Here is a 26003-nt window from a genome sequence, read left to right on the forward strand (position 1 = left end):
TGCGACGTCGTCGCGCGTCCTCGTCAGGCGTCCTCGTCAGGCGTCGTGGTCCGGGCGCGGCGAGGGGTCGGCATCGGCGAACCGGACCGCGTGCTCGAGCCCCGCCAGCGAGACGACCTCGCGGACGCCCTGCGGCGCGCCGACAAGAAGTGGTCCTTCGTCCGGGGTGCCCGCGAGGAGGAGCAGGCGCAGGCCCGACGAGTCGAGGAACGTGACCTGGTGCAGGTCGACGACCTTGGGCCTGCCGTCCAGGGACGCCTTCAGCTCGTCGCCGACGGCCTGGGCGACCGCGACGTCGATCTCACCCCACAACGTCCAGGTCCTGCCGTTGTCCGCGACGGTCGCTCCGCCGGCACTGCCGTCCACGCGCTCACTCCTCGTCGTCGTCTCGCCTTGACCGGCGCCCGGGTCGCCGCCGTCCGTGCCCCGTGCAGGACTTGAACCCGCGACCGAGAGATTATGAGTCTCCTGCTCTGACCAGCTGAGCTAACGGGGCGCGCGGCGAGCATACCGGCGCGGGCGGTCGGGCGTGCGGTGGCCCGCAGGCCGCGGTGTCATGGGGGAGTGGCCATCACCGTCAAGCGCGTGTACGAGGAGCCCTCCCCGGACGACGGCACTCGGGTGCTGGTGGACCGGCTTTGGCCGCGCGGGATCTCCAAGGAGCGCGCGCACCTCGACCGGTGGTGCAAGGAGGTCGCTCCGTCGTCCGGCCTGCGCACCTGGTTCCACCACTCCCCGGAGAGGTTCGAGGAGTTCGAGCGGCGGTACCGGGCAGAGCTCGCCGGCACGCCCGAGGTGGCCGAGCTGGCAGCGCTCGGGGCGGGAGACCGGCGTCTCACGCTCCTGTACTCGGCGCGCGACACGGAGCACAACCAGGCGCTGGTGCTGCGCGACGTGCTCGAGTCCTACCTGGAGGACGCGACGTCCGGCTCGGACGCCTGACCCCGGGCCGCGGTGCGTGACGTGCGCCCGAGCGCGCGTCCGGCCAGCTCCAGGTCGCGCGCGACGGCCCGGCGCAGGCGAGGCCCGAGGGGTCGCTCGACGAACCGGTGCACGAGATAGGCGACGGCGAGCATGACGGCCGTGACGAGCGCGAAGGTGACGCCCGCGGGCAGGTACGGGCTCGTCTTGCCGATCATCCACTGCCCCCAGGAGGAGTGCAGCAGGTACAGCGGGTAGGTCAGGGCGCCCGCGAGGGTGAGCCATCGCCACGAGAGCCGGTCGAGGCGGGTGAGCGCGACGGCGGCGACGAGCGCGAAGCAGACGAGGATCGCGATCCAGTACGTCTGCGGGCCCACGGTGACGTCGGTGCTGGTGGCGATCCGCAGCGACTGGCTGCGGCCCGACATCACGCCGGCGAGGGCGACGTTGAGGCCGAGCACGAGCCACAGCACGAGGGACCGGCGTTCCTTGGTGAGCAGGAAGAGCACCATGCCGCCCGCGAAGAGGGGCGCGTCCGTGCCGACCAGCACGGTGGCCCCCAGGGTGCTGCCGGACTGGACGGCGACGGCGGCCGCGACCGGCCACACCGCGGCGAACGCGACGAGCCGGTTGCGCGTCATCCCGAACGCGAGGAGCACCCCGACGAGGACGTAGAAGCGCAGCTCGGCCCACAGGGTCCAGTAGACGGACTCGATGTCCTGGACGCCGAAGGCCCGCTGGACCATCGTGAGGTTGGCCGCGGTCTCGGGGATCCCGACGTCCTTGTGCCCGGGTGCGACCACGACGAGCAGGAGCACCACGGCGGCGACGGACAGCCAGTAGGCGGGGAACAGCCGCCCCACGCGGGACGCGGTGAACGACCGCACGTCCCGGCCCCAGGCGGACATGAGGATCACGAAGCCGCTGACCACGAAGAACAGCTGGACGCCGAACGAGCCGAACACGGCCACGGGCTGCAGGTGAGGGAACGAGTCCTCCGTGCGGGCGCCCCAGGCGGAGTGGTTCACGGCCACGTAGTGGTACGCGAGCACGGCCATCGCGGCCAGGAATCTCAGCCCGTCGAGGGCGGCCAGGCGCGGGCGTCCCGCGGTCGGGGCGGCGACCCGGCCCGGGTCGAGGGCAGGGGTCGTCGTTGACTCGGTCATCTGTCGGGGCATCGCTGGGCACGTTATCAAACTGTGATAATCGGCGCTCCCAGCGCCTCACGACGTGGGAGAATGCGGGCCATGGCGATGCGAGAGATCCGGGTGCTGCCCGACCCCGTGCTGCGCACACCCTGCGACGAGATCACCACCGTGGACGACCGCGTCCGGTCCCTGGTGGAGGACCTGGTCGAGACGGTCGACGCCGACGGACGGGCGGGACTTGCGGCCAACCAGATCGGCGTGAACCTGCGGGCGTTCTCCTGGAACGTCGAGGACGAGATCGGCTACGTGCTCAACCCGCGGATCGTGGACCTCTCGGACGAGACCCAGGACGGCGACGAGGGCTGCCTGTCGGTGCCGGGTCTCTGGTACCCCACCACCCGTGCGTGGTACGCCCGCGTGGTGGGGACGGACCTCGACGGCAACGAGCTCGTGGTCGAGGGCACCGGTCTCATGGCGCGCTGCCTCCAGCACGAGGTCGACCACCTGGACGGTCACCTTTACCTGGACCGTCTCGAGCGCTCCGTGCGCAAGAAGGCCATGCGCGAGCTCCGCGAACGGCTCTGACTTCCTCAAGGGGTGCTCAAGAGGTGCGCCGAAGTCTGCGTTTCCTCTCGCACCCTGGCCCGGCATCGGGCAGGATGTGTCAAGACGACACACCGTCGGAGCTCGCCGACCAGCAGGCCGACCGGTTCGAGGACGTAGGGGAAGACGGACCTCGGAACCAGGGAGGACAACATGGCTGGTGCGATCACCCGCGGTGTGCTGTTCGTGCACTCGGCACCCCGTGCGCTCTGCCCTCACCTCGAGTGGGCGGCGGGCAACGTGCTCGGAGGGCGCGTGTCGCTGGACTGGACTGCCCAGCCGGCGGGACGCGGCCTGTTCCGTGCTGAGTACTCGTGGCAGGGCGCCCAGGGAACGGGTGCCCGGCTGGCCTCTGCCCTGCGGGGCTGGGACCACCTGCGCTACGAGGTGACGGAGGAGGCGAGCCACGGCGCCGACGGCGCGCGCTGGTCGCACACCCCCGACCTCGGCATCTTCCACGCCATGACGGACGTGCACGGCAACGTCGTCGTGCCCGAGGACCGGGTCCGGGCAGCGATGGAGTCCGCGCACGACGGCCGCGGCGTGCGCGAGGCGCTCGACCTGGCCCTCGGCACCGCCTGGGACGACGAGCTCGAGCCCTTCCGCTACGCCGGCGCCGGCGCTCCCGTGCGCTGGCTGCACCGCGTGGGCTGAGCACCCACCACGCCCTCCGTACCGACGACGGCGCCCCTTCCTCTCGGGTTCGAGAGGAAGGGGGCGTCGTCGTCCGGTGGCCGGATCCCGGTGACGTTCCCGGCGTCAGCCCTCGGTGGTCGCCCTCCGTCGGGTCGCCGCGACCGTGCCCGCGCCGGCCGCGAGGAGGAGCAGCGCGAGGAACGACAGCGCGACCAGGTCGCCGGCGCCGGTCTGCGGCAACGTGCCGCCGCCCGTCGTGGGCCCGGCGCCCGTCGTGGGACCGCCGCCCGTGGTGGGACCGCCGCCGGTCTCGGGGTCGAGCCCGGCGTCCGTGAGCACGACCCGGAAGGTCGACTCGGCGGAGTCGCCCACCTCGACGCTCGTGGCGGTGCCGGTGTGGATCCCGAGCTCGAAGTCCGAGGGGACCACGAACGTCCAGGTCGCGACCCCGTCGGCGTCCGCGACGGTCACCGGCAGCGTCACCGGCTCGGACGCGACGACCGCGCGCACCTGCTCGCCCGGCTCGAAGCCGGAGGCCCGGAACGTCTGGACGGCGCCGCGGCCGACCTCGTCCTCGTCGAACCAGGCGAGCAGCTCTCGCTCGCCGGGCCCGGTGCCCGGCTCCGTCACCGTCAGCGGGGCCTCGGCGGTCGCGCCGCCCGGTCCCGTGCCGATCACGGTGTAGTCGCCGGGCTCGGCGTCGTCGGGCACCTGCAGCTCGACCGTGCCGGACCCGTCGTCGCCGGGCTCGCACTCGACCGGGTCGCCGACCGGCTCCCCGTCCGGCCCGACGAGCTGGACGCTCACGGTCCCGTCGCCGAACCCGTCGCAGGTGACGGTGACCGTGTCTCCCGGGGCGGCCGTGCCCGGATCCACCTCGATCGTCGGCTCCTGGGGTGCCGCCACGGTGACGGCCAGCGGCGCCTCCACGGTGCTGCCGTCGGAGGCGGTCGCCACGACGGTGTGGTCGCCGGGCACGGCGTCGTCCGGTACGGCGAGGACGACGGTGAAGGTGCCGTCAGGGTTCACGGTGACGTCGATCGGGTCGCCCACCGGGGCTCCCGTGGCGTCCTCCAGCTGCACCGTGACCGCGTCCCCCGGCACGAACCCGCCGCCCGAGACCGTCGTGGAGCCGCCGGCCGGGACGCTGCCCGGGTCGGCGGTGAGCGTCGGCTGCTCGGGAGCGGCCACGGCGAGCGGGGCCTCCGCGGTGGCCCCGCCGGTGTCCGTCGCCTCGACGGTCAGCTCCCCGGGAGGGGTGTCCGCGGGGACGGTGACGTCGACCTCGATGGTGCCGTCCTCGCCCGCGGTGGTGGTGACGGGCTCGCCGACCGGCTCGCCGTTCGTGTCAGTGAGCTGGACGGTGACCTCGGAGCCGGGCGTGAACCCCTCGCCGGTGACGGTGGTGGTGCCGCCGGCGGGCACGGTGCCCGGGTCGACGGCGATGGTCGGGGCGGCGGTCACCTCGAGAGGTGCCTCCGCCGTGGCGCCGGTGGAGTCCTCGGCGACGACGGTGAGGTCGCCGGGGGTGGTGTCCGCGGGGACGGTGACGTCGACCTCGATGGCGCCGTCCTCGCCCGCGGTGGTGGTCACGGGCTCGCCGACCGGGTCACCGTTTGCGTCCGTGAGCTGAACGGTGACCTCGGAGCCGGGGGTGAACCCCTCGCCGGTCACGGTGGTGGTGCCGCCCGCCGGGACGGTGCCCGGGTCGACGGTGATCGTCGGGGCGGCGGTCACCTCGAGAGGTGCCTCTGCCGTGGCGCCGGTGACGTCGGATGCCACGACCGAGTAGCTCCCGGGCGGCGTCGCAGCCGTCGTCGGCAGCGCGACCTCGATGGTGCCGTCCTCGCCCGCGGTGGCGGTGACGGGGTCGCCGATGGGCTCGCCGTCACCGTCCGTGAGCTGGAGCTCGACGTCTGATCCCGGCGTGAACCCGTCGCCGGTGACGGTGGTGGAGCCGCCGGCGGGCACGGTGCCCGGGTCGACGGCGACCGTCGGCGCGGCAGTGACCTCCAGGGGCTCCTCCGCCGTGGCGCCCGACACGTCCGTCGCGACGACCGCGTGGTCGCCCGGCGTGGCGTCGGCCGGGACCGTGACGTCGACCTCGATGGTGCCGTCCTCGCCCGCGGTGGTGGTGACGGGTTCGCCGACCGGGTCACCGTCTGCGTCGGTGAGCTGGACGGTGACCTCGGAACCGGGCGTGAAGCCGTCGCCAGTCACGGTGGTGGTGCCGCCCGCGGGGACCGTCCCCGGGTCGACGGCGATCGTCGGCGCGGCGGTCACCTCGAGAGGTGCCTCCGCCGCGGCGCCGGTGGAGTCCTCGGCGACCACGGTGAGGTCGCCGGGGGTGGCGTCGGCCGGGACGGTGACGTCGACCTCGATGGTGCCGTCCTCGCCCGCGATGGTGGTCACGGGCTCGCCGACCGGCTCGCCGTTCGTGTCGGTGAGCTGGACGGTGACCTCGGAACCGGGGGTGAATCCGTCGCCGGTGACGGTGGTGGTGCCGCCGGCGGGGACCGTCCCTGGGTCGACGGCGATCGTCGGGGCGGCGGTCACCTCGAGCGGAGCCTCCGCCGTGGCGCCGGAGGAGTCCTCCGCGACCACGGTGTAGTCGCCCGGGGTCGTACCGGCGTCCGTGGGCAGGTCGACCTCGATGACGCCGTCGTCCGTCGCGATGGCCGACACCGGGGCGCCGACCGGGTCGCCGGCGCCGTCGGTGAGCTGGACCGTGACCGTGGCGCCGGGGGTGAACCCTCCGCCCGTGACGGTCGTGCTCCCGCCCGCCGGGACGGTGCCGGGGTTGGCCTCGATCGCCGGCTCCCCGGTCACGACGAGCCCTGCGTCAGCCGTCGCGCCGGTGACGTCGGTGGCGACGACGGTGTAGGGGCCGGCGGCAGCGTCCTCGGGGACCGTCAGCGGAGTGGTGATCTCCCCGCCGGCCCCGGCGGTGACGGTGACCGGGTCGCCGACCGGGTCGCCGCCCGCGTCGGTCAGCTGGACGGTGACGTCGGAGCCGGGGGTGAACCCGTCGCCGGTGACGGTGGTGGTGCCGCCCGCCGGGACGGTGCCCGGGTCGACGGCGACCGTCGGCGCGGCAGTGACCTCCAGGGGCTCCTCCGCCGTGGCGCCCGACACGTCCGTCGCGACGACCGTGTGGTCGCCCGGGGTGGCGTCGGCCGGGACGGTGACGTCGACCTCGATGGTGCCGTCGTCGCCGGCCGTGGTGGTGACCGGCTCCCCGACGGGGTCGCCGTTCGTGTCGGTGAGCTGGACGGTGACCTCGGAGCCGGGGGTGAAGCCGTCGCCGGTGACGGTGGTGGAGCCGCCGGCAGGGACGGTGCCCGGGTCGACGGCGATCGTCGGCGCGGCGGTCACCTCGAGCGGAGCCTCCGCCGTGAGACCGGCGGGGTCCGTCGCCACGACGGTGTAGTCGCCCGGGGTCGTGCCGGGGTCGGTCGGCAGGTCGACCTCGATGGCGCCGTCGTCGCCGGCCGTGGTGGTGACGGGCTCGGCGACCGGGTCACCGTTCGCGTCGGTGAGCTGGACGGTGACCTCGGAGCCGGGGGTGAACCCGTCGCCGGTGACCGTGGTGGTGCCGCCCGCGGGCACGGTGCCCGGGTCGACCTCCACGGTCGGGACGACCACGACGAGGTCGGCCTGGGCGGCCGCCCCGGTGACGTCCGTCGCGACCACCGTGTGGTCGCCCGGGGCCGTGCCCTCCGGGACCGTCACCGGCGTGGTGAACGACCCGTCCTCCCCGGCGGGGACGGTGACCGGCTCGCCCACCGGGTCGCCGGCGTCGTCCGTGAGCTGCACGGTGACGGAGCCGCCCGGGGTGAACCCGGAGCCGGTGGCGGTGGTGCTGCCGCCCGGCATGACGGTCGTGGGGGAGAGGGCGAGCGCCGGTGCGACGGTGACGACCAGCGGTGCGTCCGCCGTGGCGCCGGTGCTCGTGTCGGTCGCGACCACCGTGAGGTCCCCCGGGGTGGTGGTGGCGTCGGTGGGCAGGTCGACCTCGATGGTGCCGTCGTCGCCGGCCGTGGTGGTGACCGGTTCCCCGACGGGGTCGCCGCCCGCGTCGGTGAGCTGGACGGTGACCTCGCCGCCCGGGGTGAAGTTCTCGCCCGTCACGGTGGTCGTGCCGCCCGCCGGGACGGTGCCCGGGTCGGCGGCGATGCTCGGGGCCGCGGTCACGGCGAGCGGCGCCGTCGGCGTGACGCCGGAGGGGTCGCCTGCGGCCGTGACGGTGTAGGCGCCGGGATCGGTGCCCGCGGCGACCGGCAGCGGGACGGTGAAGGCGCCGGCGTCGTCGGTCGTCACGGGGACCGGGGCGCCGACCGGCTCACCGTCCGCGTCGGTGAGCTGCACGGTCAGGTCGGTGTCGGGCGCGAAGCCCGTGCCCGAGACGCTGGTCTGCGCACCGGCCTGGACCGTGGCCGGGTCGACGGCGATCGTCGGCGCCTGCGCGGCGCGGACGGTGGCAGACGCGAGGTTCACGGTCGCGAGGTCCTCACCCGTGCCGAGCGACAGCAGGCGGAGCGACAGCGCGCGCTCGGTGAACGACTCGACCCCGGACGGGTCCTGCGCGGGCAGGTCGCCGGGCTGCTCCTGCACGTTGCCGGTGAGGGAGACCACACCGGTCAGGACGTCGAGCACCGGGCCGACCACCTCGGTCGCGAGCGGGCCGGTGATGCCGTCGAGCGTGGTCTCGAGGGCGTCGACCAGCGAGAACACGGCGCCCACCGGCGCCAGCAGGGCGTTGACGATGGTGCCGGCCAGTGCGTCCGTCGACGTGCCGAGCACGCCCAGGACGACGTCGAGGAGCGCCTGGGTGCCGAGCACGTCGACGCTCGCCGTCGCCGTCCCGTCGTCGATGGCCGAGAGCGGGGCGTCCAGGGAGATGGCCAGGACGTCCGCGTACGGGCCGGTGGGCAGCAGCCGGGCACCGACCTCCACGTCGAGGGAGACCCCCGCGCTCTCCACGGCCGTGCGGACGCCGTCGGCGACGTCCTGCACTATCGAGGTGAGGGTGCTGGTCACGGCGTCCGAGATGGCCGCGACGACGGCGCCGTCGAGGATCTCGGCGTTGGGCGGGAGGTCGTTGAGGTCGGGCAGGTCGGGGTCGTCGGCGAGCAGCTGCTCGAGGTCGACGGCCACCTGGCCGGTCTGCAGGTTCACCTGGACCGCGCCGTCGCCGACGAACCCCGACGGGAGCACCGTGCTCAGGTCGGGCACGGTCACGTCCACGGCGGCGGTCGCCTGGGTGAGCGGCGAGGCGTCGAGGAGGCCGAACGTGCCCTCCACGGCGCTGGTCAGGGTGCCCGACAGGCCGTCCAGGGACGTCTGCACCGGCGCGATGGCGTCCTGGAGCTGGGTGTAGACCCCGCCGACGAGCGGGCTGGTCAGGTCGATCGTGGCTCCGGCGATCTGGTAGTCGCCCGTCGCGGTCCCCGGCGAGGCCTCGGCCGTGGCCGAGAGGGCGCCGAGGGAGAGGTCGAGCTGGGAGACCGTCGAGCCCTGCAGCTCCGCGGGGACCAGCGGCGTGAGCGAGACCGTGGCGTCGGCGGGGAACTCCTCCGAGCCGCCGACGGAGATGGCGCCCTGGTCGCTGACGGCCCCCGACGCGGCGGCCGAGCCGTCCGCGTCCGCGGCGGCGTACTGGTTCACGGCGCCCAGCTGCACGATCCCCCCGGGACCGAAGAGCTGCAGCGTGCCCGTGAGGTCGATCCCGAGGGTGCTCAGCACGTCCGCGGAGAGCGGGTTCGTCTCGGGCGACGTGCCCGACGGGTAGGCGGCGTCCGCCCCCGCGATCTCGGCCAGGGCGTCGAGGTCGACGTTCCCCAGCACGACGTCGCCGCCGAGGAACTTGCCGAGCGCCTCGGACACGTCGGTCGGGGCGGCCGACGCGCTCGGGGCGCCCGCGAAGGCGAGCGCCCCGAGCACGGCGGCGGAGGTCACCCCGGCGGTGAGGTTCCGCAGCGTGTGGTGGCGGGCGTGCCGTCCGGGCCGGGGCGGGGGAGCCGCCCCGGCCGCACGAGCTGTCGATCGACCCTGCCTCGCATGACGGCGCGCACGTGCCACTGGTCTCCCCCTTGGACCTCGACTGCGGCACACCTCCGTTGGTGGCCTCGGGCGCCAACCTAAGTTGCCCGGGTCATGCGGGCACCCCGAGAGGGAAGATCCGCCGGGTGAAATCTCCCGGCATCACCGACAGGTCAGGCGAACCGCGTGAGAGGGGTAGACGGGGCGACTCAGGCGTTCGTGACGGTCAGCGCGACGTTGTGCCCGCCGAAGCCGAACGAGTTGTTCAGCGCCACGATGTCGCCGTCGGGCAGCTTCTCCGGCGTGTCGCGCACCAGGGGCACCTGGAGCTCGGGGTCGGGGTTCGCGACGTTGATCGTGGGCGGGGCGAGGCGCTCGTGCACCGCCTTGACGGTGAAGAGCGTCTCGAGGGCCCCGGCGCCGCCCAGCAGGTGGCCGGTCATCGACTTGGTGGCCGAGAGCCGCACGTGGTCGGCCTCGCCGCCCATGAGGGTGCGGATCGACGCGGTCTCCGTGAGGTCGCCGACCTTGGTCGACGTGGCGTGCGCGTTGACGTGCACGACGTCCTGGGAGGTGACGCCCGCGTCCTGGAGCGACCGGCGCATGGCGGAGACCTGACCGGTGCCCTCGGGGTCCGGGGAGGTGATGTGGTAGGCGTCGGCGGACAGCCCGACGCCGGCGATCTTCGCGTACACGCGCGCCCCGCGGGCGGCCGCGTGCTCCGCGCTCTCCAGCACCACGATCGCGGCGCCCTCGCCGATGACGAAGCCGTCGCGGTCGACGTCGTAGGGGCGTGAGGCGCCCTGCGGGTCGTCGTTGCGCAGGGACAGCGTGCGGGAGGCGGCGAACGCGGCGATCGGCATCGGGTGGATGGTCGCCTCGGTGCCGCCGCAGACGACGACGTCGGCGCGGCCGGCGCGGATCATGTCGACGCCGTAGCCGATGGCCTCGGCGCCCGACGCGCAGGCGGACACCAGCGCGTGGGCCCCGGCCTTGGCGCCGAGCTCGAGCGACACGTACGCGGCGGGGGAGTTGGGCATGAGCATCGGCACCGTCATCGGGAGCATGCGGCGCGCGCCGCGCTCCTTGAGGGTGTCCCAGCCGTCCAGCGTGGTCCAGATCCCGCCGATGCCGGACGACACCACGGCCCCGAGCCGCTCGCCGTCGACCTCGGGCGCACCGGCGTCCTGCCACGCCTCGCGGGCGGCGACCATCGCGTACTGCGTGGACGGGTCCATCCGCTTGGTCTCGGGCCGCGAGAGGACCTGGTCGGGGGTGACCTTGATGGTGGCGGCGAAGGTGACGGGGATCCCGTACTTCTCCGACCAGTCGTTGTCGAGGGTGCGCGCGCCCGACTCTCCCGCGAGGGCGGCAGCCCAGGTGCTGGGGGCGTCGCCACCGAGAGGGGTGGTGGCGCCGAGGCCGGTGACGACGACGTCGCGCGAGGCGGGTGCGGCAGTCATGGGTGGGTCACTCCTGAGGTGAGAGCGGGTACGGGTGGTTCAGGATGCCGGGCGGGCCGGGGTCACCGGCCCGCCCGCGCGACGGGGCGGGCGCCCCGCGGCGTCACGCGGCCTGCGCACCCTCGATGTACGAGACGGCGTCGCCGACCGTGGTGAGGTTCTTGACCTCGTCGTCGGGGATGCGGACACCGAACTTGTCCTCGGCGTGGGTCACGATCGTCATCATCGACAGCGAGTCGATGTCGAGGTCGTCCGTGAACGACTTCTCCGACACGACCGCGTCCGTGGGCAGACCGGTCTCCTCGGCGACGATCTCGGCGAGGCCCTCGAGGATCTCCTGGGAGGTGTAAGCCATGGGGTGCGTCTCTCCTTGAAACGGGGTACCGGCCGTCCGGCACCGTGGGGTGTTGCGGTGCGATTGTCCCGCACCACGGGGGTCGGTCACGACCCCGGGGTGATCACGTGGTCGCTCGCGCGACCGGTGCGCCGGGGTCGCAGCTGAGGCTAGGGCAGCACCACGACCTGGGCCGCGTAGACGAGGCCCGCGCCGAAGCCGATCTGCAGGGCCAGGTCGCCGGAGCGGGCCTGCCCCTCGGCGAGCAGCCGCTCGGTCGCGAGCGGGATCGACGCGGCGGACGTGTTGCCGGTGTCGGCGATGTCGCGCGCGACGACGACGCTCTCGGGCAGGCGCAGCTGCTTGACGAGCTGGTCGATGATGCGCATGTTCGCCTGGTGCGGCACGAAGACCTGGAGGTCCTCCGGCTCGACGCCCGCCTCCGCCATCGCCTTCGCGGCGATCGGCGCCATCTGGAAGCCGGCCCACTTGAACACGGTCGGGCCGTCCTGGCGCAGCGTCGGCCAGCCGGCCGTCGGGTCCTCCCGCAGGTCCGACCAGGCGCGTGTCTGCGTGATGGCCTGCGACTTCGCGCCGTCCGAGCCCCAGACCGTCGGGCCGATGCCCGGGGTGTCCGAGGGCCCGACGACCGCAGCACCCGCGCCGTCGCCCAGCAGGAACGAGATGGAGCGGTCCGTCGGGTCGACGAAGTCGGACATCTTCTCGGCGCCGATCACCAGCACGTGCCGGGCCGCGCCGGAGCGCACGAGCGCGTCGGCCTGGCCGATCCCGTACGCGTAGCCGGCGCAGGCGGCCGAGACGTCGTAGGCCGCGGCCGGGGTGGCGCCCAGGCGGTCGGCGAGGACGGCGGCGCCCGCCGGCGTCTGGTGGAAGTACGTCACCGTGGACAGGATCACCACGTCCACGTCCGCGCCGGTCAGGCCGGCGGAGTCGAGCGCCTTGCGTGCCGCCGCCTCGGCGAGGTCGAGCACGTCGACGTCCGGGCGCGCGTACCGGCGCGTCACGATGCCCGTGCGCTGCCGGATCCACTCGTCGGAGGAGTCGATCGGGCCGGCGACGTCGTCGTTCGTCACGACGCGCTCGCCCCGCTCGCCCGCGATCGCGAGGATCCGCGAGAAGCGGACCGGCTCGGCCTGGCGGAGCGCGCGGCGCCCCGTGGTCGTCACGCGGACGCCTCCGCGCCGCCCACGACGGAGTGGCGCGCGATGAGGTCGCGCGCCGCCTCGATGTCGTCGGGGGACTTCACCGCGACCGACTCGACGCCCTTGAGCGCGCGCTTGGCCAGGCCGGTGAGGACGCCGCCCGGGGCGAGCTCGAGGATGCCGGTGACGCCCCGCTCGGCGAGGGTCGCCTGGCACAGGTCCCACCGCACCGGCGCGGTGACCTGCGCGGTCAGCCGCGCGAGGACGTCCGCGGCGGTGCCGTGCCCGTGGGAGCCGGCGGCGAGCGCGTCGTAGGACGCGCCGTCGGCGTCCGAGAGCAGGGGCAGGCGCGGGTCGGTGGCGAGCCAGCCGGTCGCGACCTGCTCGAACGCGACCCGCGCCGTCTCCATGAACGGGGTGTGGAACGCGCCCGCGACCTGCAGCGGGATGACCCGGGCACGGGTCGGCGGGTCGGCGGCCAGCGCGGACAGGCGCTCGAGGTCGCCGGCGGCGACGACCTGGCCGCCGCCGTTGACGTTGGCCGGGAACAGGCCCGCGGCCTCGATCGAGGCCAGGACCTCGTCGGGGTCGCCGCCGACGACGGCGCTCATGCCGGACGGCGCCGCCGCGGCGGCCTCCGCCATCGCGCGGGCGCGGTGCGAGACCAGGCCGACCGCGCCGGCGTCGTCGAGCGCGCCCGCGACGGCCGCGGCGCTGAGCTCGCCGACCGAGTGCCCGGCGGTGACGTCCACGACCTCGGTCGTGGGACGCCCGTCGAGGATGGCGCGCAGGGCGAGCAGCGACGACGAGACGATCAGCGGCTGGGCCACGGCGGTGTCGCGGATCGTGTCCGCGTCCGACGTCGTCCCGTGCTGGGCGAGGTCGGTCCCGGCGGCGGCCGAGAAGGGGTCGAGCAGGTCGGCGGTGCCGGGCAGCTCCAGCCAGGGGCTGAGCATCCCGGGGGTCTGAGAGCCCTGTCCAGGGCAGACGACGGCGAGCACGTGCCCACGGTGTCACCCCGCGCCGGGGGTGCGTCGTCGCGACGCGCACGAACCTCGCGGAAGGCGATTGTGGGAATCCTCCAAGGGGGCCGTGCCGTGTGCGTCGCGCGCGCCGGGACGGCGCCCCGCCACGCTCAGCCGACGCCCGGGTCGCCCTCGAGCTGCCCGAGGGCCAGGGCGATCTGGAGGACGAACGACTCGCGCGCGTCGAGCGGGTCCCAGCCGGTGATCTCCGAGACCTTGCGCAGCCGGTAGCGCACGGTGTTCGGGTGCACGTACAGGCGCCGCGCGGCGGCCTCCAGCGAGCGGCCGGTGCCCAGGTATGCCGAGAGCGTCTCGAGGACGGAGCCGGACGCCTCCTGCAGGGGCCGGTACGCCTGGGCCACGAGGGTGCGGCGCGCGGTGACGTCGCCGGTGAGCACGCGCTCCGGGAGGATCTCGTCGGCCAGGACGGGGCGCGGGGCCTGCGGCCAGGCGGGTGCGGCGGCCAGCCCCGCGAGGGCGGCGGCGGCCGAGGCGGCGGCGTCCGAGACGTCGGGCACGACGCCACCGATGACGACCGGTCCCGGCCCGAACCGGTCCAGCAGGGACGTGGCGGCGGCGACCAGGTCGCCCTCGCCGCCCAGCACGAGCACCAGGCGGTCCCCGTGGATGCCCACCAGCGCGTCGCCCGCGGCGCGGCGGGCGAGGCGGCGCAGCTCGGCCGTGCGGACGTCGTCGAGCCGGGTCGTCGCCTCGCCGACGACGACGAGCGCCTGCCCGCGCCCGCTCCAGCCGAGCGCCGAGACGCGCGAGCGCAGCGAGTCGTCACCGTCTCCGCGCACCAGCGCGTCCACGACCAGGGCCTCGAGCCGGGCGTCCCAGGCGCCGCGCACCTCGGCGGCGCGGGCGTACACCTCCGCGGCCGAGAAGGCGATCTCGCGCGAGTACCGCAGCACCGCCTCCCGCAGCTCGCGCTCGTACCCGGGGGCCGCGATCTCGTCGGAGTGCTGCTCCACGACGTCCACCATGAGGCGCACCAGCTGCAGCGTGTGCTGCAGGGAGATGGAGCGCGTGAGCTCGGGGGGCGCGGCGGCGAACATCTCGCCCACGCCGTGCGGGGTGGGGGTGGGCTCGGCGAACCAGCTCACGAACGCGTTGATGCCGGACTGCGCCACCAGCGCCACGTACGACCGGTCCTCGGCCGGCAGCTGCCGGTACCAGTGCACCTCCTCCTCGAGCCGGCGCATCGCGGTCGAGGTGAGCAGTCCCATGCCCTCGCGCACGCGCTGCACGTTCTCGCCCCGGGAGACGGGGGCACCGTCCGTGCCGTCCTCGGGGACGTCGGTCCCGTCGGTCGTGGAGGTCGGGGCGCCGCTGCTCGTCATGGGTCGAGGATACGGGCGCGGTTGTGGGGAGTGCACAAACGTCCGGGTCGTCGGAGCGGGGCCCCAGCCGCGACGGGAGTCTTTGGATAGTGTCGGTCCCATGGCCCTCATGCCCCGGCTCCGGCAGCTGCTGCGCCGGCCGTTCTCCGCCTCGACGGTGGCGGCCCGCAGGCCGTCGCCCGCGCAGGAGCCCAGGGACACGGTGCCGGAGGACGCCCTGCGGGCGATCCTCACCGACGACCCGAACGACGCGCAGGCCTTCCACGCCCTGGCGGAGATCGTGCGCCGGCGCGCGGCCGAGTCGCCCAACGCCGAGGACCCGCTCACGGCCCCGGCGGACGAGGCGGAGCAGCAGCGTGCCGCGGACCTCGCGGTGTGGTCGCTCGCGGAGGAGCTGGCCGGGCACCCGCGCGGGTGGCGCCCCCTGCTCGAGCTCGGGCGTCTCTCCGTGACCGACGACCCGGAGGGCGCCGCCCGCCGGCTCGCCACCGCGGCCGAGCGCGACCCGGGCGGCGAGGCGCTCGCCGAAGGGCTGGCGATCCTGCGCGAGGCCGGCATGCCGACCGAGGCGCTGGGGCTCGGCATCGGGCACTGGCGCGCCCGCGAGCACACGCCCGAGGTGGGCAGGCAGCTCGTGCTCGCCGCGCTCGAGGCGGGCCGTGTCGCCGAGGCGCGCCAGCACCTCGAGTCGCTCGCGCTGCACCCCGGCACGGCCGACCTCCGGGCCGAGCTGGGCCGCGTCGTCGCCGCCCGGGAGCAGATCTCGCCCACCTGACCGTCGGGCGTGCCGCGACAGCAGGAAGCCCCCGACCGCCGGACCGGCGGACGGGGGCTTCCTCGTGCGTCACCTCGGCGTCAGCTGTCGCCGCCGGCGACGCCGGACGTGCCGGCGTTGACGTCACGCAGGCGGTACTTCTCGACCGCCTTCGCGACGACGTCGGCCGGGACCTCGCCGCGACGGGCGAGCTGCTGCAGCGTCTTCACGACCATCGACGGGCCGTCGATGAGGAAGTAGCGCCGCGCGGCGGCCCGGGTGTCGGAGAAGCCGAAGCCGTCCGCACCGAGCACCGCGTAGTCGCCCGGCACCCAGGCGCGGATCTGGTCCGGCACCAGGTGGTCGTAGTCGCTGGTGGCGACGAACGGGCCCTGGGCGCCCGACAGCTTCTGCGTCACGTACGGCGTGCGCGGCTCGGCGGCCGGGTCGACCAGCGCGTCCTTCTCCGCGGCGAGCGCGTCACGACGCAGCTCGTTCCAGGAGGTCACCGACCACACGTCGGCCGACACGCCCCAGTCCTCGGCGAGGAGCTGCTGCGCCTCGAGCGCCCACGGCACGCCCACGCCGGAGGCGAGGAGCTGGGCCTTGGGGCCGTCGACGTCGGACGTCGCGATCCGGTGGATGCCGCGCAGGATGCCGTCGACGTCCACGTCCTCCGGCTCGGCCGGCTGGATCATCGGCTCGTTGTACACCGTGAGGTAGTACATGACGTTCTGCTCACGGCCGTCGGACCCGTCGCCGTACATGCGCTCGATGCCGTCGCGCACGATGTGGCGGATCTCGTACCCGTACGCCGGGTCGTACTGCACCATCGCCGTGTTGGTCCCGGCGATGAGCGGCGAGTGTCCGTCGGCGTGCTGCAGGCCCTCACCGGTCAGGGTGGTCCGGCCGGCCGTCGCGCCGATGATGAAGCCGCGGGCGAGCTGGTCGCCGGCCGCCCAGAACTGGTCGCCGGTGCGCTGGAACCCGAACATCGAGTAGAAGATGTAGACCGGCACCATGGCCTCGCCGTGCGTCGCGTACGACGTGCCGACGGACTGGAAGGCGGCGGCGGAGCCCGCCTCGTTGATGCCGGTGTGCATGATCTGCCCGGCCTCGGACTCCTTGTAGCTCAGCATGAGCTCACGGTCCACGGCGAGGTAGTTCTGCCCCTGCGTGTTGAAGATCTTGGCGCTGGGGAAGATCGCGTCCAGACCGAACGTGCGGGCCTCGTCGGGGATGATCGGCACGATCCGCTTGCCGAACTCCTTGTCCTTGATGAGGTCCTTGAGCAGGCGGACGAACGCCATCGTACTGGCGACGTGCTGCGTGCCCGAGCCCTTCTTGAGGATCTCGTAGGTCTTCGGCTCCGGGAGCGTCAGCGGCTTCGGCGTCGAGCGGCGCTCGGGCAGGAATCCGCCCAGGTGGCGGCGGCGCTCCAGCATGTACTGGATGGCCTCGTCGTCCATGCCCGGGTGGTAGTACGGGGGCAGGTACGGGTCGGCGTCGATCTGCTCGTCCGTCAGCGGGATGTGCAGGTTGTCGCGCAGCGCCTTGAGGTCGGAGTTCTTGACCTTCTTCATCTGGTGCGTGGCGTTGCGGCCGGCGAAGCTCGAGCCGAGGGCGTAGCCCTTGACCGTCTGCGCGAGGATGACCGTCGGCTGGCCCGTGTGGGCGCGGGCCGCGGAGTACGCCGCGTAGATCTTGCGGTAGTCGTGACCGCCGCGCTTCATGTTCCAGATGTCGTCGTCGGTCATGTTCTGGACGAGCGCCTTCGTCCGCGGGTCGCGGCCGAAGAAGTGCTCGCGGATGAACGCGCCGGACTCCGCACGGTACGTCTGGTAGTCGCCGTCGGGCGTGGCGTTCATGAGGTTGACCAGGGCGCGGTCCTTGTCCGCGTTGAGCAGGGCGTCCCACTCGCGGCCCCAGACGACCTTGATGACGTTCCAGCCGGCGCCCTTGAACTGGGCCTCCAGCTCCTGGATGATCTTGCCGTTTCCGCGGACCGGCCCGTCGAGGCGCTGCAGGTTGCAGTTCACGACGAAGGTCAGGTTGTCGAGCTGCTGGTGCGCCGCCTGCTGCAGCATGCCGCGCGACTCGGGCTCGTCCATCTCGCCGTCGCCGAGGAACGCCCAGACGTCCTGCTGGCTCGTGTCCTTGATGCCGCGGTTGTGCAGGTACTTGTTGGTCCAGGCCTGGTAGATCGCCGACGCCGGGCCGAGGCCCATGGAGACGGTCGGGAATTCCCAGAAGTCCGGCAGCATGCGCGGGTGCGGGTAGGACGGCAGGCCGCCGCCGGCGTGCGACTTCTCCTGGCGGAACCCGTCGAGCGTCTCGGCGGACATGCGGCCCTCGAGGAAGCTGCGGGCGTACTGGCCGGGGGAGGAGTGCCCCTGGAAGTACACCTGGTCGCCGCCGCCGGGGTGGTCCTTGCCGCGGAAGAAGTGGTTGAGGCCCACCTCGTACAGCGTCGCCACCGACGCGTAGGAGGAGATGTGGCCGCCCACGGAGATCTCGGGGCGCTGGGCGCGCGTCACCATGACGGCCGCGTTCCAGCGGATCCACGAGCGGTAGCGCCGCTCCATCGCCTCGTCGCCGGGGAAGTACGGCTCGTCGTGCACGGCGATGGTGTTGACGTAGGGCGTCGCCAGCGTGGCGGGGATGTGCACGTTGCGCTCCCGCGCGCGGCGCAGCAGGTTCAGCATGACGTAGCGGGCCCGCGGGCCACCCTTGTCGTCGATCAGACCGTCGAACGACTCGACCCACTCGCCGGTCTCGGCGGGGTCGATGTCCGGGACGGCGCTGAGCAGGCCGTTGATCAACGGTCCGGTCTCGTCGTACGAAGCCACCAGCAACCTCTCTCATCTTCGGACGGTGACGGCACGTGGTCGCCGTTCCGGGTCCGTGTCAGGCATCCCGTCGTGGGGGCACCGCGACGCGTGGTCGCGACGGTGCGGACCACGAACGGGTGGTCATCACTCATTGTGTCCCCAGACGGGCCGGGGGAACACCATCGGGCGGTCAAGGATCCGTGATCTACGTCATGCCGGGCCCGTGGATGTTGCCGAGATCACTCCCTGAGCGGGGCGATCTCCAGGTGATACCCCGGGTACTGGCAAAACGACCGGGCGAAGGGGGTTGCCGGGCGCCGCCGCGTCCGGTGGACTACGTTGGCGCACACAAGACACGACCGCCCGCGCGCGGTCCGCGCAGCTCAGCATGACGTCAGACGGAGAGGAACGAAGGTCCAAAGTGGGTAAGCAGGCGGAATCCCCGGCAGCACGCTTCGGGTTCAGCACCGGCCAGGTGGTGCAGGAGTTCGGGTGGGGAGACGACGTCGACGCCGCGCTGCGGGCCGACATCGAGGCCCTGGTCGGCGGCGAGCTCGTCGACGAGGACTACGACGACGTGACCGACGGCGTCATCGCCTGGTGGCGGGACGACGACGGCGACCTCACGGACCTGCTCGTCGACGTCCTGACGGTGCTCGACGACGGCGGCCTCATCTGGCTGCTGACGCCGAAGCCGGGCCGTGACGGCCACGTCGGCCACGACGAGATCCAGGAGGCCGCGACCACCGCCGGCCTCCACGCCACCAGCACGTTCGCCGTGGCGCCCGACTGGTCGGCCACGAAGCTGGCCAACCGTGGCCGCGGCCGCTGACGCGGTGACCGGCCGGTGACGACCCCAGCCCCTGAGGTGCGCTGGCGTGCGGGCGACCCCGCGCCCGACTTCACGCTGCCCGACACGCACGGCACCCCCGTGCACCTCGCCGACCTGCGCGGCGAGCCGGTGCTGCTGGTGTTCTTCCCGTTCGCGTTCTCGGGCATCTGCACCGGCGAGCTGTGCGAGCTGCGCGACAACATCGAGGACTTCGAGGCGGCCGGGGTGCGGCTGCTCGCCGTCTCCACTGACCCGGTCTTCACGCTGAAGGCCTGGCACGAGAAGGAGGGCTTCGGCTTCGACCTGCTCAGCGACTTCTGGCCGCACGGCGCCGTCGCCGACGCCTACGGCGTCTTCGACACGACCAGCGGTCACGCCCTGCGCGGCACCTTCCTCGTCGACGCCGACGGGATCGTGCGGTGGTCGGTCGTGAACCCGCGCGGCCAGCGGCGCGACCTCGAGGCCTACCGCGAGGCTCTCGCCGAGATCTGATCCGTCGCCGGCCGCGCGGCGTCCGGCGGGGCGCCTGTCGCCGGGTATTCTTTCGTCCGCTGTCCAGGGCCTGTAGCTCAGCTGGTCAGAGCGCCACGCTTACACCGTGGATGTCGGGGGTTCGAGTCCCTCCGGGCCCACCACCAGGGGGGTCACGTCTGGCGCCCGAGGCTGGTCGAGTCCGCGCTGGCGGGATCCTGAGCTCTCGGGCCGTTTGCGGCATCATTCCTGCATGAAGCGCGGAGGCGGCGAGCTCCCCAACGATGAGGTGACGACGGAGCTACGCCGGCTGGCGTCGGCGCTGCGGACTGAACTGGGTGACAGCGCGGAGATCTCAGGTCCGACGGTCGACGGCGGGGTCGAGGGCCTCACCGTAAGCTCGGCGACGGACGGATCGGTGGAGGTCTGGTTGATGCACGACGCCAACAGCGTCGCCGTCGGACTGGACGGGTGCCCGGGGTGGGATCTGCCGCGGACCTTGGAGAGCGTGGTCGTGGTGCGCGCGATCATTGATGCTGCAGCGGCCGGACGAGTTGAGGTCGGCACGGGGCGCAGGGTGCGCTCGTATCGCGTCCCGATGCCCGACGGCACGGTCATGGAGGACAACAAGACCGGTGTCCTCGCGGCGATGCTGGAGATGCCCTGGAAGCCCCGCATGCGTTGGGGCACATCGGCGGCGTACGGCGCGTGAGGAAGAGCGTGAGGTCGGCCCCTTTGGGGCGGAGCTCGACCGTCTGGCTGTCAGCAGCCCAGCGGCGGTAGGCATGGTGCGCCGGGCGCCGAGGATCGGGTCTTTGCGCCCGCCAACCACGGACTCCGCAAGCACCGGAATCCAAACCGTCCCTGGACCGCCGCGGCGACACAGGCGTTCCGGGGCGGGGGGAAGGCGGCCTGTCACGCCAGACGGTCGAGCGGCACGAGGTCCTCGCGCAGATGACGGGCGTAGCCACCCGGAGCGCGCCCGACGAGGCGGGCCGAGGTGAGCACCTCGGCGCCGGCGTCGGCGACCACCCGCGCGCCGACCTGCCGGGTGGCGCGGACGAGGTCCACGTCCTCGTGCACGTCGACGGGTGGGAACCCGCCAGCGGCGTCGTACGCTGCCGCACGGATCCCGAGGTTGGCGCCGTGCACGTGGCCGTTCGCCCGTCCCGGCACGTGCCGTGCCTGCCAGGCGGCGGCACGGTCGGGGGAGAGGTCGCCGAGGCGGGGACGGACCGTGCCGACCACCACGTCGGCGCCCGCGTCGGCGAGCTCGACCTGACGCACGAGCCAGTGCCGTGGCACCACGGAGTCCGCGTCCGTGCACGCGATCCAGGCGCGCGCGAGGGTGGTCGGGTCGAGGAGGGCGAGGCCGGCCGTCACCCCCATGGCGCGGGCGCGCCCGACGCCCGTCCGGTCCGTGACGAGCGCCGGCACCCCGGCCCCGTGCGCGATGTCGGCGCTCGCGTCGGTGCACCCGTCGAGCACGACGAGGGTCGCGACCCGCAGCGCGGGCCGTTCGCGCCCCAGCTGCTCGACGGCGCCTCGGACCGAGGCCAGGCACGCCGGGAGGAGGTCCTCCTCGTCGTGCACGGGGACGACGACCAGAACGGCCTCGGTCGGGGCGTCGGCGCGGGCCCGATCCACGCTGTTCATGCGAGACCCGTCTCGCGCGCGACGGAACGTGCGGGGCCGGGAACCAGCACGTCGAGGAGGAAGTCCTCCTCCTCGTGGTGCGCGACGACGCTCAGCTCCGGCCGGCTCGTGACGCGTGCCTGCACCTCGTCGCCGCCGAGCGGGTACTCGGGTACGGGGTGCCGCCAGTGGCACGCCACCAGGACCCCGTCCGCGGCGAGGGAGCCGACGGCGAGGTCGAGGGTGCGGTCCAGGTCCTCGCGGCCGTAGTAGTAGAGGACTTCTGAGAGGACGACGAGGTCGAACGTCCCGTCAGGCCACTGCGCGGGGGTGTCCAGGCGCAGCAGGCGTGGTCCCGGGCCGAGGCGACGCCGGGCGGCGTCGAGGGGCGCGTCCGCGATGTCGACCCCGACGGTCGAGTCGGCCCGCCGGGCGAGCTCCGCGGTGAGCACACCGGTCGAGCAGCCGATCTCGAGGACGGCCCGGAACCGGGGGCGGGGCAACGACGCGAGGAGCACGGCACGCTTGCGCTCCTCGTACCAGCGGGTCTCGAACCCCCACGGGTCGGTACGACCCTCGTAGAAACGGTCGAAGAAACCTCGGTCGAGGGAGGGTGCGGCGGCGGCACCCGGGCCGCTCTCCACGAGCACCTCGACGCGCCGCGTCGCGTGCCGGACCATCTCGTGCCCGACGACCGGGGCGTCCTCGGGCCGCTCGGAGAGGGCTCGGGTCTGCGAGGCGTGCGCCGCGACGGCCTTCTCCTTCGCAAGGGCCTCCTCGTCCGTGAGTCGCAGCCCGCGCAGCGCGTCCCACGGCACGTCGTCGCCGGCCGGATCGCCCCAGTGCCAGAGCCAGAGGGGGTACTCGAGGAGCCGGACCGCGCGGGCCCCCGCCACCTCGGCCGCGACCTCGCCGGCGATGCGGTGGTCACGGTGCCCGTCTCCGCGCCACGGGGCGCAGAGGAGGGGAGGCACCCCGTCGGACCCGGCGAGGTCGACGGCGGACGTGACGGCGGCGAGGAGCGTGTCCCGGTGTTCGCGCAGCCCCCCGTCGGGGAGTCCGAGCAGCAGGACGCGCACGTCCTGGGAGAGCACGTCGAGGGCGTCGAGCAGCTCCCGTCGCCGCGTGGCCCGCAGCTGCCTCGGGGTCGTCTCGGAACCGGGGTGGGAGCCCTCCCCGTCGGTCGCCACCAGCAGCGTGACGGGGACGCCGCGGGCGGCCAGACGGTGCAGGAGACCTCCCGCGCCCAGCGTCTCGTCGTCGGGGTGCGCGGCGAGCAGGACACAAGCGCCGACGTCGGCGAGGTCGAGGTCCCGCGGCCGGTCCAGGATGCCGGCTCGCGTCCATGCGTCCTCCGACGTGCCGGGCTCGCGGTGGTCGAAGCTCACCATGGCCGCTCCCCGGCCGCGAGCAGGTCGCGGCCCAGCGCGGCCTGGTCGCGCTCCGCGTGGTGCTGGCGTACGTACAGGCTGAGGTCCGCGACCCTGCGGGCGAACGCCTCGTCGGTCGTGAGCGGGCCGGGACCCAAGGCGTGGGCGCACCGACGCTGGACCTCCTCCACGGCGTCGGCGACGGCGGTCCGCACCCGGCGTGCGATGACGGCCGCGGCCGCACCGTCCACACCGTCGTCGACCGCCGCGGCCGCCTCGGCGATCGTCGCGCGCGCCGCGCCCAGCGCCACGTCCACCGCGCCGAGGTGGGCGAGCGCGAGCTGGTCCGGCTCTCGACGGCCCAGCGACTCCCACAGGGTCCGCGCGAGGCCCACCGCGCCGCCCCACCAGCATGCCGCGACCCCGATCCCGCCCCAGGCGAAGCCTGGTCGCTCGAGGTACCAGCCTGCCGCCCCCACGGGGACTGCTCGTGCGGCGCTGAACCGGACGGGCGCGCTGACCACCTGCGCCAGGCCGCGAGCCACCCAGGGCCCGTCGGCGGGGTCCACCGAAGGCTGGCGCAGGTCGACGGCGAACAACCGGCGCCCGTCGTCGGTCCACGCGGTGACGAGCGCGTGGCTGAGCCGGCCCGCGAGCGAGCACCACGGCTTGGTCCCGTCGAGGGACCAGCCGGCGCCGTCGGTGCCGCTCGCCTCGAGGCGGGCCGTCGGCGCCTCGGCGGCGAACACGCCCCAGGTGCTGTCCTGCCCAGCACCGACCACGTCGAGCGCGACGGATCCCGGGGCCTGGGCGAGGATCGCCAGCGCGTCGAGGTGCGGCTCGAGCGCCCGCGCGACGCCGACGTCCACGGCCGCGACCGCCGCGAGCGATGCCCACAGCTCCGCCGTCCGCCCCTCGCCCGGACCGGGCAGGCGTCGTGCGGTCTCGGTGACCCAGGCGAGCGTCGCGGGCACGTCTGTCCCGAGCCCGCCGACGACGGCGAGGTCCTCGCCGTCCAGCAGGCCGCCCGGCCGCGTGTCGCCGGGTGCAGGAAGTCCTCCCGCGCCGAGAGGGGTCTGGTGGGTGCGTACGGGCATGACCTCGCCGTCCTCCGATGGTGCCGGTGATGTGGCCGCCTCTGGACCGCCCCCAGCGTCGTGGCGGTGGCAGTGCCTCGCAACCGCTGACCTGGGCGTATGGGGCGCTGGGCCGGTCGAGAGCCGCGGAGGATCAAGCCTCCGTGGGCCTGTCAGGGGCTCGGCCGCGTCCCCCTGGGAGACCACGAGGTGGTGGTGATGCTCCCGTCTCGAGCGCGAGGTCGCGGGGGCTCGCCTCGGCCGCCGGGTGCCGCCGGGCGTAGAAGTCGACCCGACCCCAGACTCGCCAGATGGCAAGCACCACGACCACCGAGGCCTCCGGACTGCGCCGTGCCGTGACCGGGCCCCTGCTCTACCTGTTCATCCTCGGCGACGTGCTCGGCGCCGGTGTGTACGCGCTCATCGGGGAGATGGCCGGCGAGGCGGGCGGCCTCGTGTGGCTGTCCTTCGCGATCGCGCTCGCCATGGCCTTGCTGACGGCCTTCTCGTACGCCGAGCTCGTCACCAAGTACCCGCGGGCCGGCGGGTCGGCGGTCTTCGCCGAGAAGGCGTTCCGCAGCCCGCTGGTCGCCTTCCTCGTGGGGTTCTGCATGCTGGCCGCGGGAGTCGTGAGCGCCGCCGGGCTCTCGTTGGCGTTCACGGGGGAGTACCTCACCGCCTTTCTCGACGTCCCTCAGGTCCCCGCGGCGGTCGTCTTCCTGCTGGTCGTGGCGCTCGTCAACGCCTGGGGCATCAAGGAGTCGCTGCGCGCGAACGTCGTGATGACGGTGATCGAGGCCAGCGGCCTGGTGCTGGTCATCGTCCTGGGCGCCTGGGTGATCGGGCGTGGGGACGCCGACCTCGGCGGGGCGTTCATCCCTCCGGAGGACTCGTCGGTGGGCCTCGCCGTGCTGGGGAGCGCGCTGGTGGCGTTCTACTCGTTCGTCGGTTTCGAGACGTCCGCGAACCTCGCCGAGGAGGTCCGCGACGTCTCGCGGGTCTATCCCCGCGCCCTGTTCGGTGCGCTCGCCACCGCGGGTGCGGTGTACGTGCTCCTCGGCTTCGTCGCGCCGGCGGTCGTGCCGCCGTCCGAGCTCGCCGCGTCGTCCGGACCCCTGCTGGAGGTGGTCCGCGCAGCCGGTGCGGTCTCGCCCGAGCTGTTCGCCGTCATCGCTCTCGTCGCCGTCGCCAACGGCGCGTTGCTGACCATGATCATGACCAGCCGGCTCTCCTACGGCATGGCCAAGCAAGGACTGCTGCCCGCCCCGCTCGCGCGCGTGCTGCCGCGCCGGCGCACGCCGGGTGTGGCCATCCTGGTGACCACCGCCGTCGCCGTCGTGCTGGCCGCGACAGGGGAGCTGGTCGACCTGGCCTCGACCGTCGTCCTCCTGCTGCTGTTCGTGTTCCTCTCCACGAACGTCGCCGTGCTCGTCCTGCGCCGCGACGACGTCGACCACGACCACTTCCGGTCGCCGACGGCGCTCCCGGTGCTCGCGATCGCCACCTGCGTCGTGCTCCTGACCCAGCAGGAGGCACAGCACTGGGCGCTCGCCGGCGTGCTCGTCGCGGTGGGGCTCGTCGTCTATCTCGTGACGCGCTGGGCCACGCGCACGGCTCGCGCGCGCGACGAGAGGGCATGATCCCGACCGGCGGGTCGGCCTCGAGGTAGGTGCCGGACGCGTCCGGGTCGTCGGTTTGCGAGCACGGGCCGGGCTGGGACGGTGGACAGAGGTCCAGCAGCGGGCCGTCCCCTCTCACGCATCGGAGGACGACCATGGCTACCGGAGAGACGGGCTTCGACGACGTCACCTACGACCTGGTGTCGGTGCAGTACCACTCGCTCAAGGCGGGCCACGACTACGGGCAGTACGTGCGCGACGCGCGCAACGCGGGCCAGGAGGAGATCGCGGCCTTCTTCGAGCAGGTGATGGCCGAGGACTCGCAGCGGGCACACCGGTGTCACGAGTTCCTCGGCCAGCTCACGAGACACGGCACCTCGGCGACCTCACCGGAGGGCGGCCAGGGGTAGGGACGGCGCGCAGGCCGAGGCGACGTCGGCCCGCACGGCCAAGGGATCGGCCCGGACCCTGGCCGTTCACGACCAGGGTCCGAGCCCCGCCTCGTGCGTCGAGGAGGAGACTTTGGCGCGGTACCGCACAGGTGATGTCCGGTACCGCGCAGCCAGGATCTGGTCCGCCACTGATGCTCGCAACCGCCCGGCACCGGTGAGCGCCGGCGCGTCGAGCCACCCCCCCCGGACCGGGCCCGACGGCGGGTCGACGGGCGGCGAGAGCCGGGCGGCGGGGACGTGTCGAAGTGACGCGTCGCGGGCATCGACGCCGCCGTGACCTGCGCT

At 73.8% G+C, this 26003-nt stretch carries 21 protein-coding genes and 2 tRNA genes; 10 read left to right on the forward strand and 13 right to left on the reverse strand.

The window, feature by feature from the left end; all coding sequences use genetic code 11:
- Nucleotides 1-36: 36 nt before the first annotated feature.
- Both ACH436_RS01840 and ACH436_RS01845 read right to left on the reverse strand, forming a co-directional pair.
- Nucleotides 37-366 carry an STAS domain-containing protein gene (locus tag ACH436_RS01840; RefSeq protein ID WP_430558472.1) on the reverse strand — a complete coding sequence of 110 codons (330 nt, stop codon included), beginning with the start codon at nucleotides 364-366 and terminating at the stop codon, nucleotides 37-39.
- A 56-nt stretch (nucleotides 367-422) separates the two neighbouring features.
- A tRNA-Ile gene (locus tag ACH436_RS01845) sits at nucleotides 423-496 on the reverse strand.
- A 68-nt stretch (nucleotides 497-564) separates the two neighbouring features.
- Here ACH436_RS01845 and ACH436_RS01850 point away from each other — a divergent pair.
- Nucleotides 565-942: a DUF488 domain-containing protein gene (locus ACH436_RS01850; protein ID WP_430558473.1), complete on the forward strand. Its 378-nt coding sequence runs from the start codon at nucleotides 565-567 to the stop codon at nucleotides 940-942.
- Here the strand turns inward: ACH436_RS01850 and ACH436_RS01855 are convergent.
- Nucleotides 906-2087: an acyltransferase family protein gene (locus ACH436_RS01855; protein WP_430558474.1), complete on the reverse strand. Its 1182-nt coding sequence runs from the start codon at nucleotides 2085-2087 to the stop codon at nucleotides 906-908. The genes ACH436_RS01850 and ACH436_RS01855 overlap by 37 nt on opposite strands.
- An 81-nt stretch (nucleotides 2088-2168) precedes the next feature.
- Between ACH436_RS01855 and def the strand changes: the two genes are divergently transcribed.
- Both def and ACH436_RS01865 read left to right on the forward strand, forming a co-directional pair.
- Nucleotides 2169-2654: a peptide deformylase gene (gene def, locus ACH436_RS01860; RefSeq protein WP_430558475.1), complete on the forward strand. Its 486-nt coding sequence runs from the start codon at nucleotides 2169-2171 to the stop codon at nucleotides 2652-2654.
- 171 nt (nucleotides 2655-2825) lie between these two features.
- Nucleotides 2826-3326 carry a DUF3145 domain-containing protein gene (locus ACH436_RS01865; protein WP_430558476.1) on the forward strand — a complete coding sequence of 167 codons (501 nt, stop codon included), beginning with the start codon at nucleotides 2826-2828 and terminating at the stop codon, nucleotides 3324-3326.
- A gap of 105 nt (nucleotides 3327-3431) precedes the next feature.
- On the opposite strand, the gene ACH436_RS01870 is transcribed toward ACH436_RS01865, so the two are convergent.
- The 6 genes from ACH436_RS01870 to ACH436_RS01895 all read right to left on the reverse strand — a co-directional run bounded on the left by ACH436_RS01870 (nucleotide 3432) and on the right by ACH436_RS01895 (nucleotide 14678).
- Entirely contained in the window at nucleotides 3432-9266 is a 5835-nt protein-coding gene (locus ACH436_RS01870) for a choice-of-anchor G family protein (protein WP_430558477.1), read from the reverse strand.
- Between the two features lie 293 nt (nucleotides 9267-9559).
- On the reverse strand, nucleotides 9560-10813 hold the full coding sequence (locus tag ACH436_RS01875) for a beta-ketoacyl-[acyl-carrier-protein] synthase family protein (protein ID WP_430558478.1): 1254 nt from the start codon (nucleotides 10811-10813) through the stop codon (nucleotides 9560-9562).
- Nucleotides 10814-10916: 103 nt separating this feature from the next.
- Nucleotides 10917-11168 carry an acyl carrier protein gene (locus ACH436_RS01880; protein ID WP_079574895.1) on the reverse strand — a complete coding sequence of 84 codons (252 nt, stop codon included), beginning with the start codon at nucleotides 11166-11168 and terminating at the stop codon, nucleotides 10917-10919.
- Nucleotides 11169-11317: 149 nt separating this feature from the next.
- Nucleotides 11318-12334, reverse strand: a complete 1017-nt coding sequence (locus ACH436_RS01885) for a beta-ketoacyl-ACP synthase III (RefSeq protein WP_430558479.1) — start codon at nucleotides 12332-12334, stop codon at nucleotides 11318-11320.
- Nucleotides 12331-13311: an ACP S-malonyltransferase gene (locus ACH436_RS01890; RefSeq protein ID WP_430558480.1), complete on the reverse strand. Its 981-nt coding sequence runs from the start codon at nucleotides 13309-13311 to the stop codon at nucleotides 12331-12333. The genes ACH436_RS01885 and ACH436_RS01890 overlap by 4 nt, the downstream gene beginning before the upstream one ends.
- Nucleotides 13312-13445: 134 nt before the next feature.
- Nucleotides 13446-14678 carry a PucR family transcriptional regulator gene (locus tag ACH436_RS01895; RefSeq protein ID WP_430558481.1) on the reverse strand — a complete coding sequence of 411 codons (1233 nt, stop codon included), beginning with the start codon at nucleotides 14676-14678 and terminating at the stop codon, nucleotides 13446-13448.
- A 100-nt stretch (nucleotides 14679-14778) separates the two neighbouring features.
- On the opposite strand from ACH436_RS01895, the gene ACH436_RS01900 reads away from it, so the two are divergent.
- Nucleotides 14779-15453, forward strand: coding sequence for a tetratricopeptide repeat protein (locus ACH436_RS01900; protein ID WP_430558482.1), 675 nt, complete (start codon nucleotides 14779-14781; stop codon nucleotides 15451-15453).
- A gap of 80 nt (nucleotides 15454-15533) precedes the next feature.
- Here ACH436_RS01900 and aceE read toward each other — a convergent pair whose 3' ends face one another.
- The gene (gene aceE / locus ACH436_RS01905; protein WP_430558483.1) at nucleotides 15534-18281 is read right to left on the reverse strand and encodes a pyruvate dehydrogenase (acetyl-transferring), homodimeric type; all 2748 of its coding nucleotides are present in this window, start codon (nucleotides 18279-18281) and stop codon (nucleotides 15534-15536) included.
- A 370-nt stretch (nucleotides 18282-18651) separates the two neighbouring features.
- On the opposite strand from aceE, the gene ACH436_RS01910 reads away from it, so the two are divergent.
- The 4 genes from ACH436_RS01910 to ACH436_RS01925 all read left to right on the forward strand — a co-directional run bounded on the left by ACH436_RS01910 (nucleotide 18652) and on the right by ACH436_RS01925 (nucleotide 20278).
- Nucleotides 18652-19095: a DUF3052 domain-containing protein gene (locus ACH436_RS01910; RefSeq protein WP_430558484.1), complete on the forward strand. Its 444-nt coding sequence runs from the start codon at nucleotides 18652-18654 to the stop codon at nucleotides 19093-19095.
- 15 nt (nucleotides 19096-19110) lie between these two features.
- Nucleotides 19111-19587, forward strand: coding sequence for a peroxiredoxin (locus ACH436_RS01915; RefSeq protein ID WP_430558485.1), 477 nt, complete (start codon nucleotides 19111-19113; stop codon nucleotides 19585-19587).
- A gap of 66 nt (nucleotides 19588-19653) precedes the next feature.
- Nucleotides 19654-19730 (forward strand) — tRNA-Val (locus ACH436_RS01920).
- Between the two features lie 89 nt (nucleotides 19731-19819).
- On the forward strand, nucleotides 19820-20278 hold the full coding sequence (locus ACH436_RS01925) for a hypothetical protein (RefSeq protein WP_430558486.1): 459 nt from the start codon (nucleotides 19820-19822) through the stop codon (nucleotides 20276-20278).
- A gap of 203 nt (nucleotides 20279-20481) precedes the next feature.
- Here the strand turns inward: ACH436_RS01925 and ACH436_RS01930 are convergent, their stop codons facing one another.
- Genes ACH436_RS01930 through ACH436_RS01940 form a run of 3 tightly spaced genes read right to left on the reverse strand, consistent with a single transcriptional unit; the run spans nucleotide 20482 to nucleotide 23668 of the window.
- The gene (locus ACH436_RS01930; protein ID WP_430558487.1) at nucleotides 20482-21222 is read right to left on the reverse strand and encodes a glycosyltransferase; all 741 of its coding nucleotides are present in this window, start codon (nucleotides 21220-21222) and stop codon (nucleotides 20482-20484) included.
- The gene (locus ACH436_RS01935; RefSeq protein ID WP_430558488.1) at nucleotides 21219-22592 is read right to left on the reverse strand and encodes a PIG-L family deacetylase; all 1374 of its coding nucleotides are present in this window, start codon (nucleotides 22590-22592) and stop codon (nucleotides 21219-21221) included. The genes ACH436_RS01930 and ACH436_RS01935 overlap by 4 nt, the downstream gene beginning before the upstream one ends.
- Nucleotides 22586-23668 (reverse strand): acyl-CoA dehydrogenase, encoded by a 1083-nt coding sequence (locus ACH436_RS01940; protein ID WP_430558489.1) that lies wholly within the window; start codon nucleotides 23666-23668, stop codon nucleotides 22586-22588. The genes ACH436_RS01935 and ACH436_RS01940 overlap by 7 nt, the downstream gene beginning before the upstream one ends.
- A gap of 290 nt (nucleotides 23669-23958) precedes the next feature.
- Between ACH436_RS01940 and ACH436_RS01945 the strand changes: the two genes are divergently transcribed.
- Both ACH436_RS01945 and ACH436_RS01950 read left to right on the forward strand, forming a co-directional pair.
- Entirely contained in the window at nucleotides 23959-25287 is a 1329-nt protein-coding gene (locus tag ACH436_RS01945; RefSeq protein WP_430558490.1) for an APC family permease, read from the forward strand.
- 134 nt (nucleotides 25288-25421) lie between these two features.
- A complete protein-coding gene (locus tag ACH436_RS01950) occupies nucleotides 25422-25676 on the forward strand; it encodes an acyl carrier protein (RefSeq protein ID WP_430558491.1) in 255 nt (84 codons plus the stop codon).
- Nucleotides 25677-26003: the final 327 nt, after the last annotated feature.

The sequence above is a fragment of the Isoptericola sp. NPDC019693 genome, assembly GCF_044389085.1.
Lineage (GTDB): Bacteria > Actinomycetota > Actinomycetes > Actinomycetales > Cellulomonadaceae > Isoptericola.

Coding starts and splice junctions, on each gene's coding strand:
- ACH436_RS01855 (WP_430558474.1), bottom strand. CDS start 2,087: ATGACCGAGTCAACGACGACCCCTGCCCTCGACCCGGGCCGGGTCGCC.
- def (WP_430558475.1), top strand. CDS start 2,169: ATGGCGATGCGAGAGATCCGGGTGCTGCCCGACCCCGTGCTGCGCACA.
- ACH436_RS01865 (WP_430558476.1), top strand. CDS start 2,826: ATGGCTGGTGCGATCACCCGCGGTGTGCTGTTCGTGCACTCGGCACCC.
- ACH436_RS01875 (WP_430558478.1), bottom strand. CDS start 10,813: ATGACTGCCGCACCCGCCTCGCGCGACGTCGTCGTCACCGGCCTCGGC.
- ACH436_RS01880 (WP_079574895.1), bottom strand. CDS start 11,168: ATGGCTTACACCTCCCAGGAGATCCTCGAGGGCCTCGCCGAGATCGTC.
- ACH436_RS01895 (WP_430558481.1), bottom strand. CDS start 14,678: ATGACGAGCAGCGGCGCCCCGACCTCCACGACCGACGGGACCGACGTC.
- ACH436_RS01900 (WP_430558482.1), top strand. CDS start 14,779: ATGGCCCTCATGCCCCGGCTCCGGCAGCTGCTGCGCCGGCCGTTCTCC.
- ACH436_RS01910 (WP_430558484.1), top strand. CDS start 18,652: ATGACGTCAGACGGAGAGGAACGAAGGTCCAAAGTGGGTAAGCAGGCG.
- ACH436_RS01925 (WP_430558486.1), top strand. CDS start 19,820: ATGAAGCGCGGAGGCGGCGAGCTCCCCAACGATGAGGTGACGACGGAG.
- ACH436_RS01930 (WP_430558487.1), bottom strand. CDS start 21,222: ATGAACAGCGTGGATCGGGCCCGCGCCGACGCCCCGACCGAGGCCGTT.
- ACH436_RS01935 (WP_430558488.1), bottom strand. CDS start 22,592: ATGGTGAGCTTCGACCACCGCGAGCCCGGCACGTCGGAGGACGCATGG.
- ACH436_RS01940 (WP_430558489.1), bottom strand. CDS start 23,668: ATGCCCGTACGCACCCACCAGACCCCTCTCGGCGCGGGAGGACTTCCT.
- ACH436_RS01945 (WP_430558490.1), top strand. CDS start 23,959: ATGGCAAGCACCACGACCACCGAGGCCTCCGGACTGCGCCGTGCCGTG.
- ACH436_RS01950 (WP_430558491.1), top strand. CDS start 25,422: ATGGCTACCGGAGAGACGGGCTTCGACGACGTCACCTACGACCTGGTG.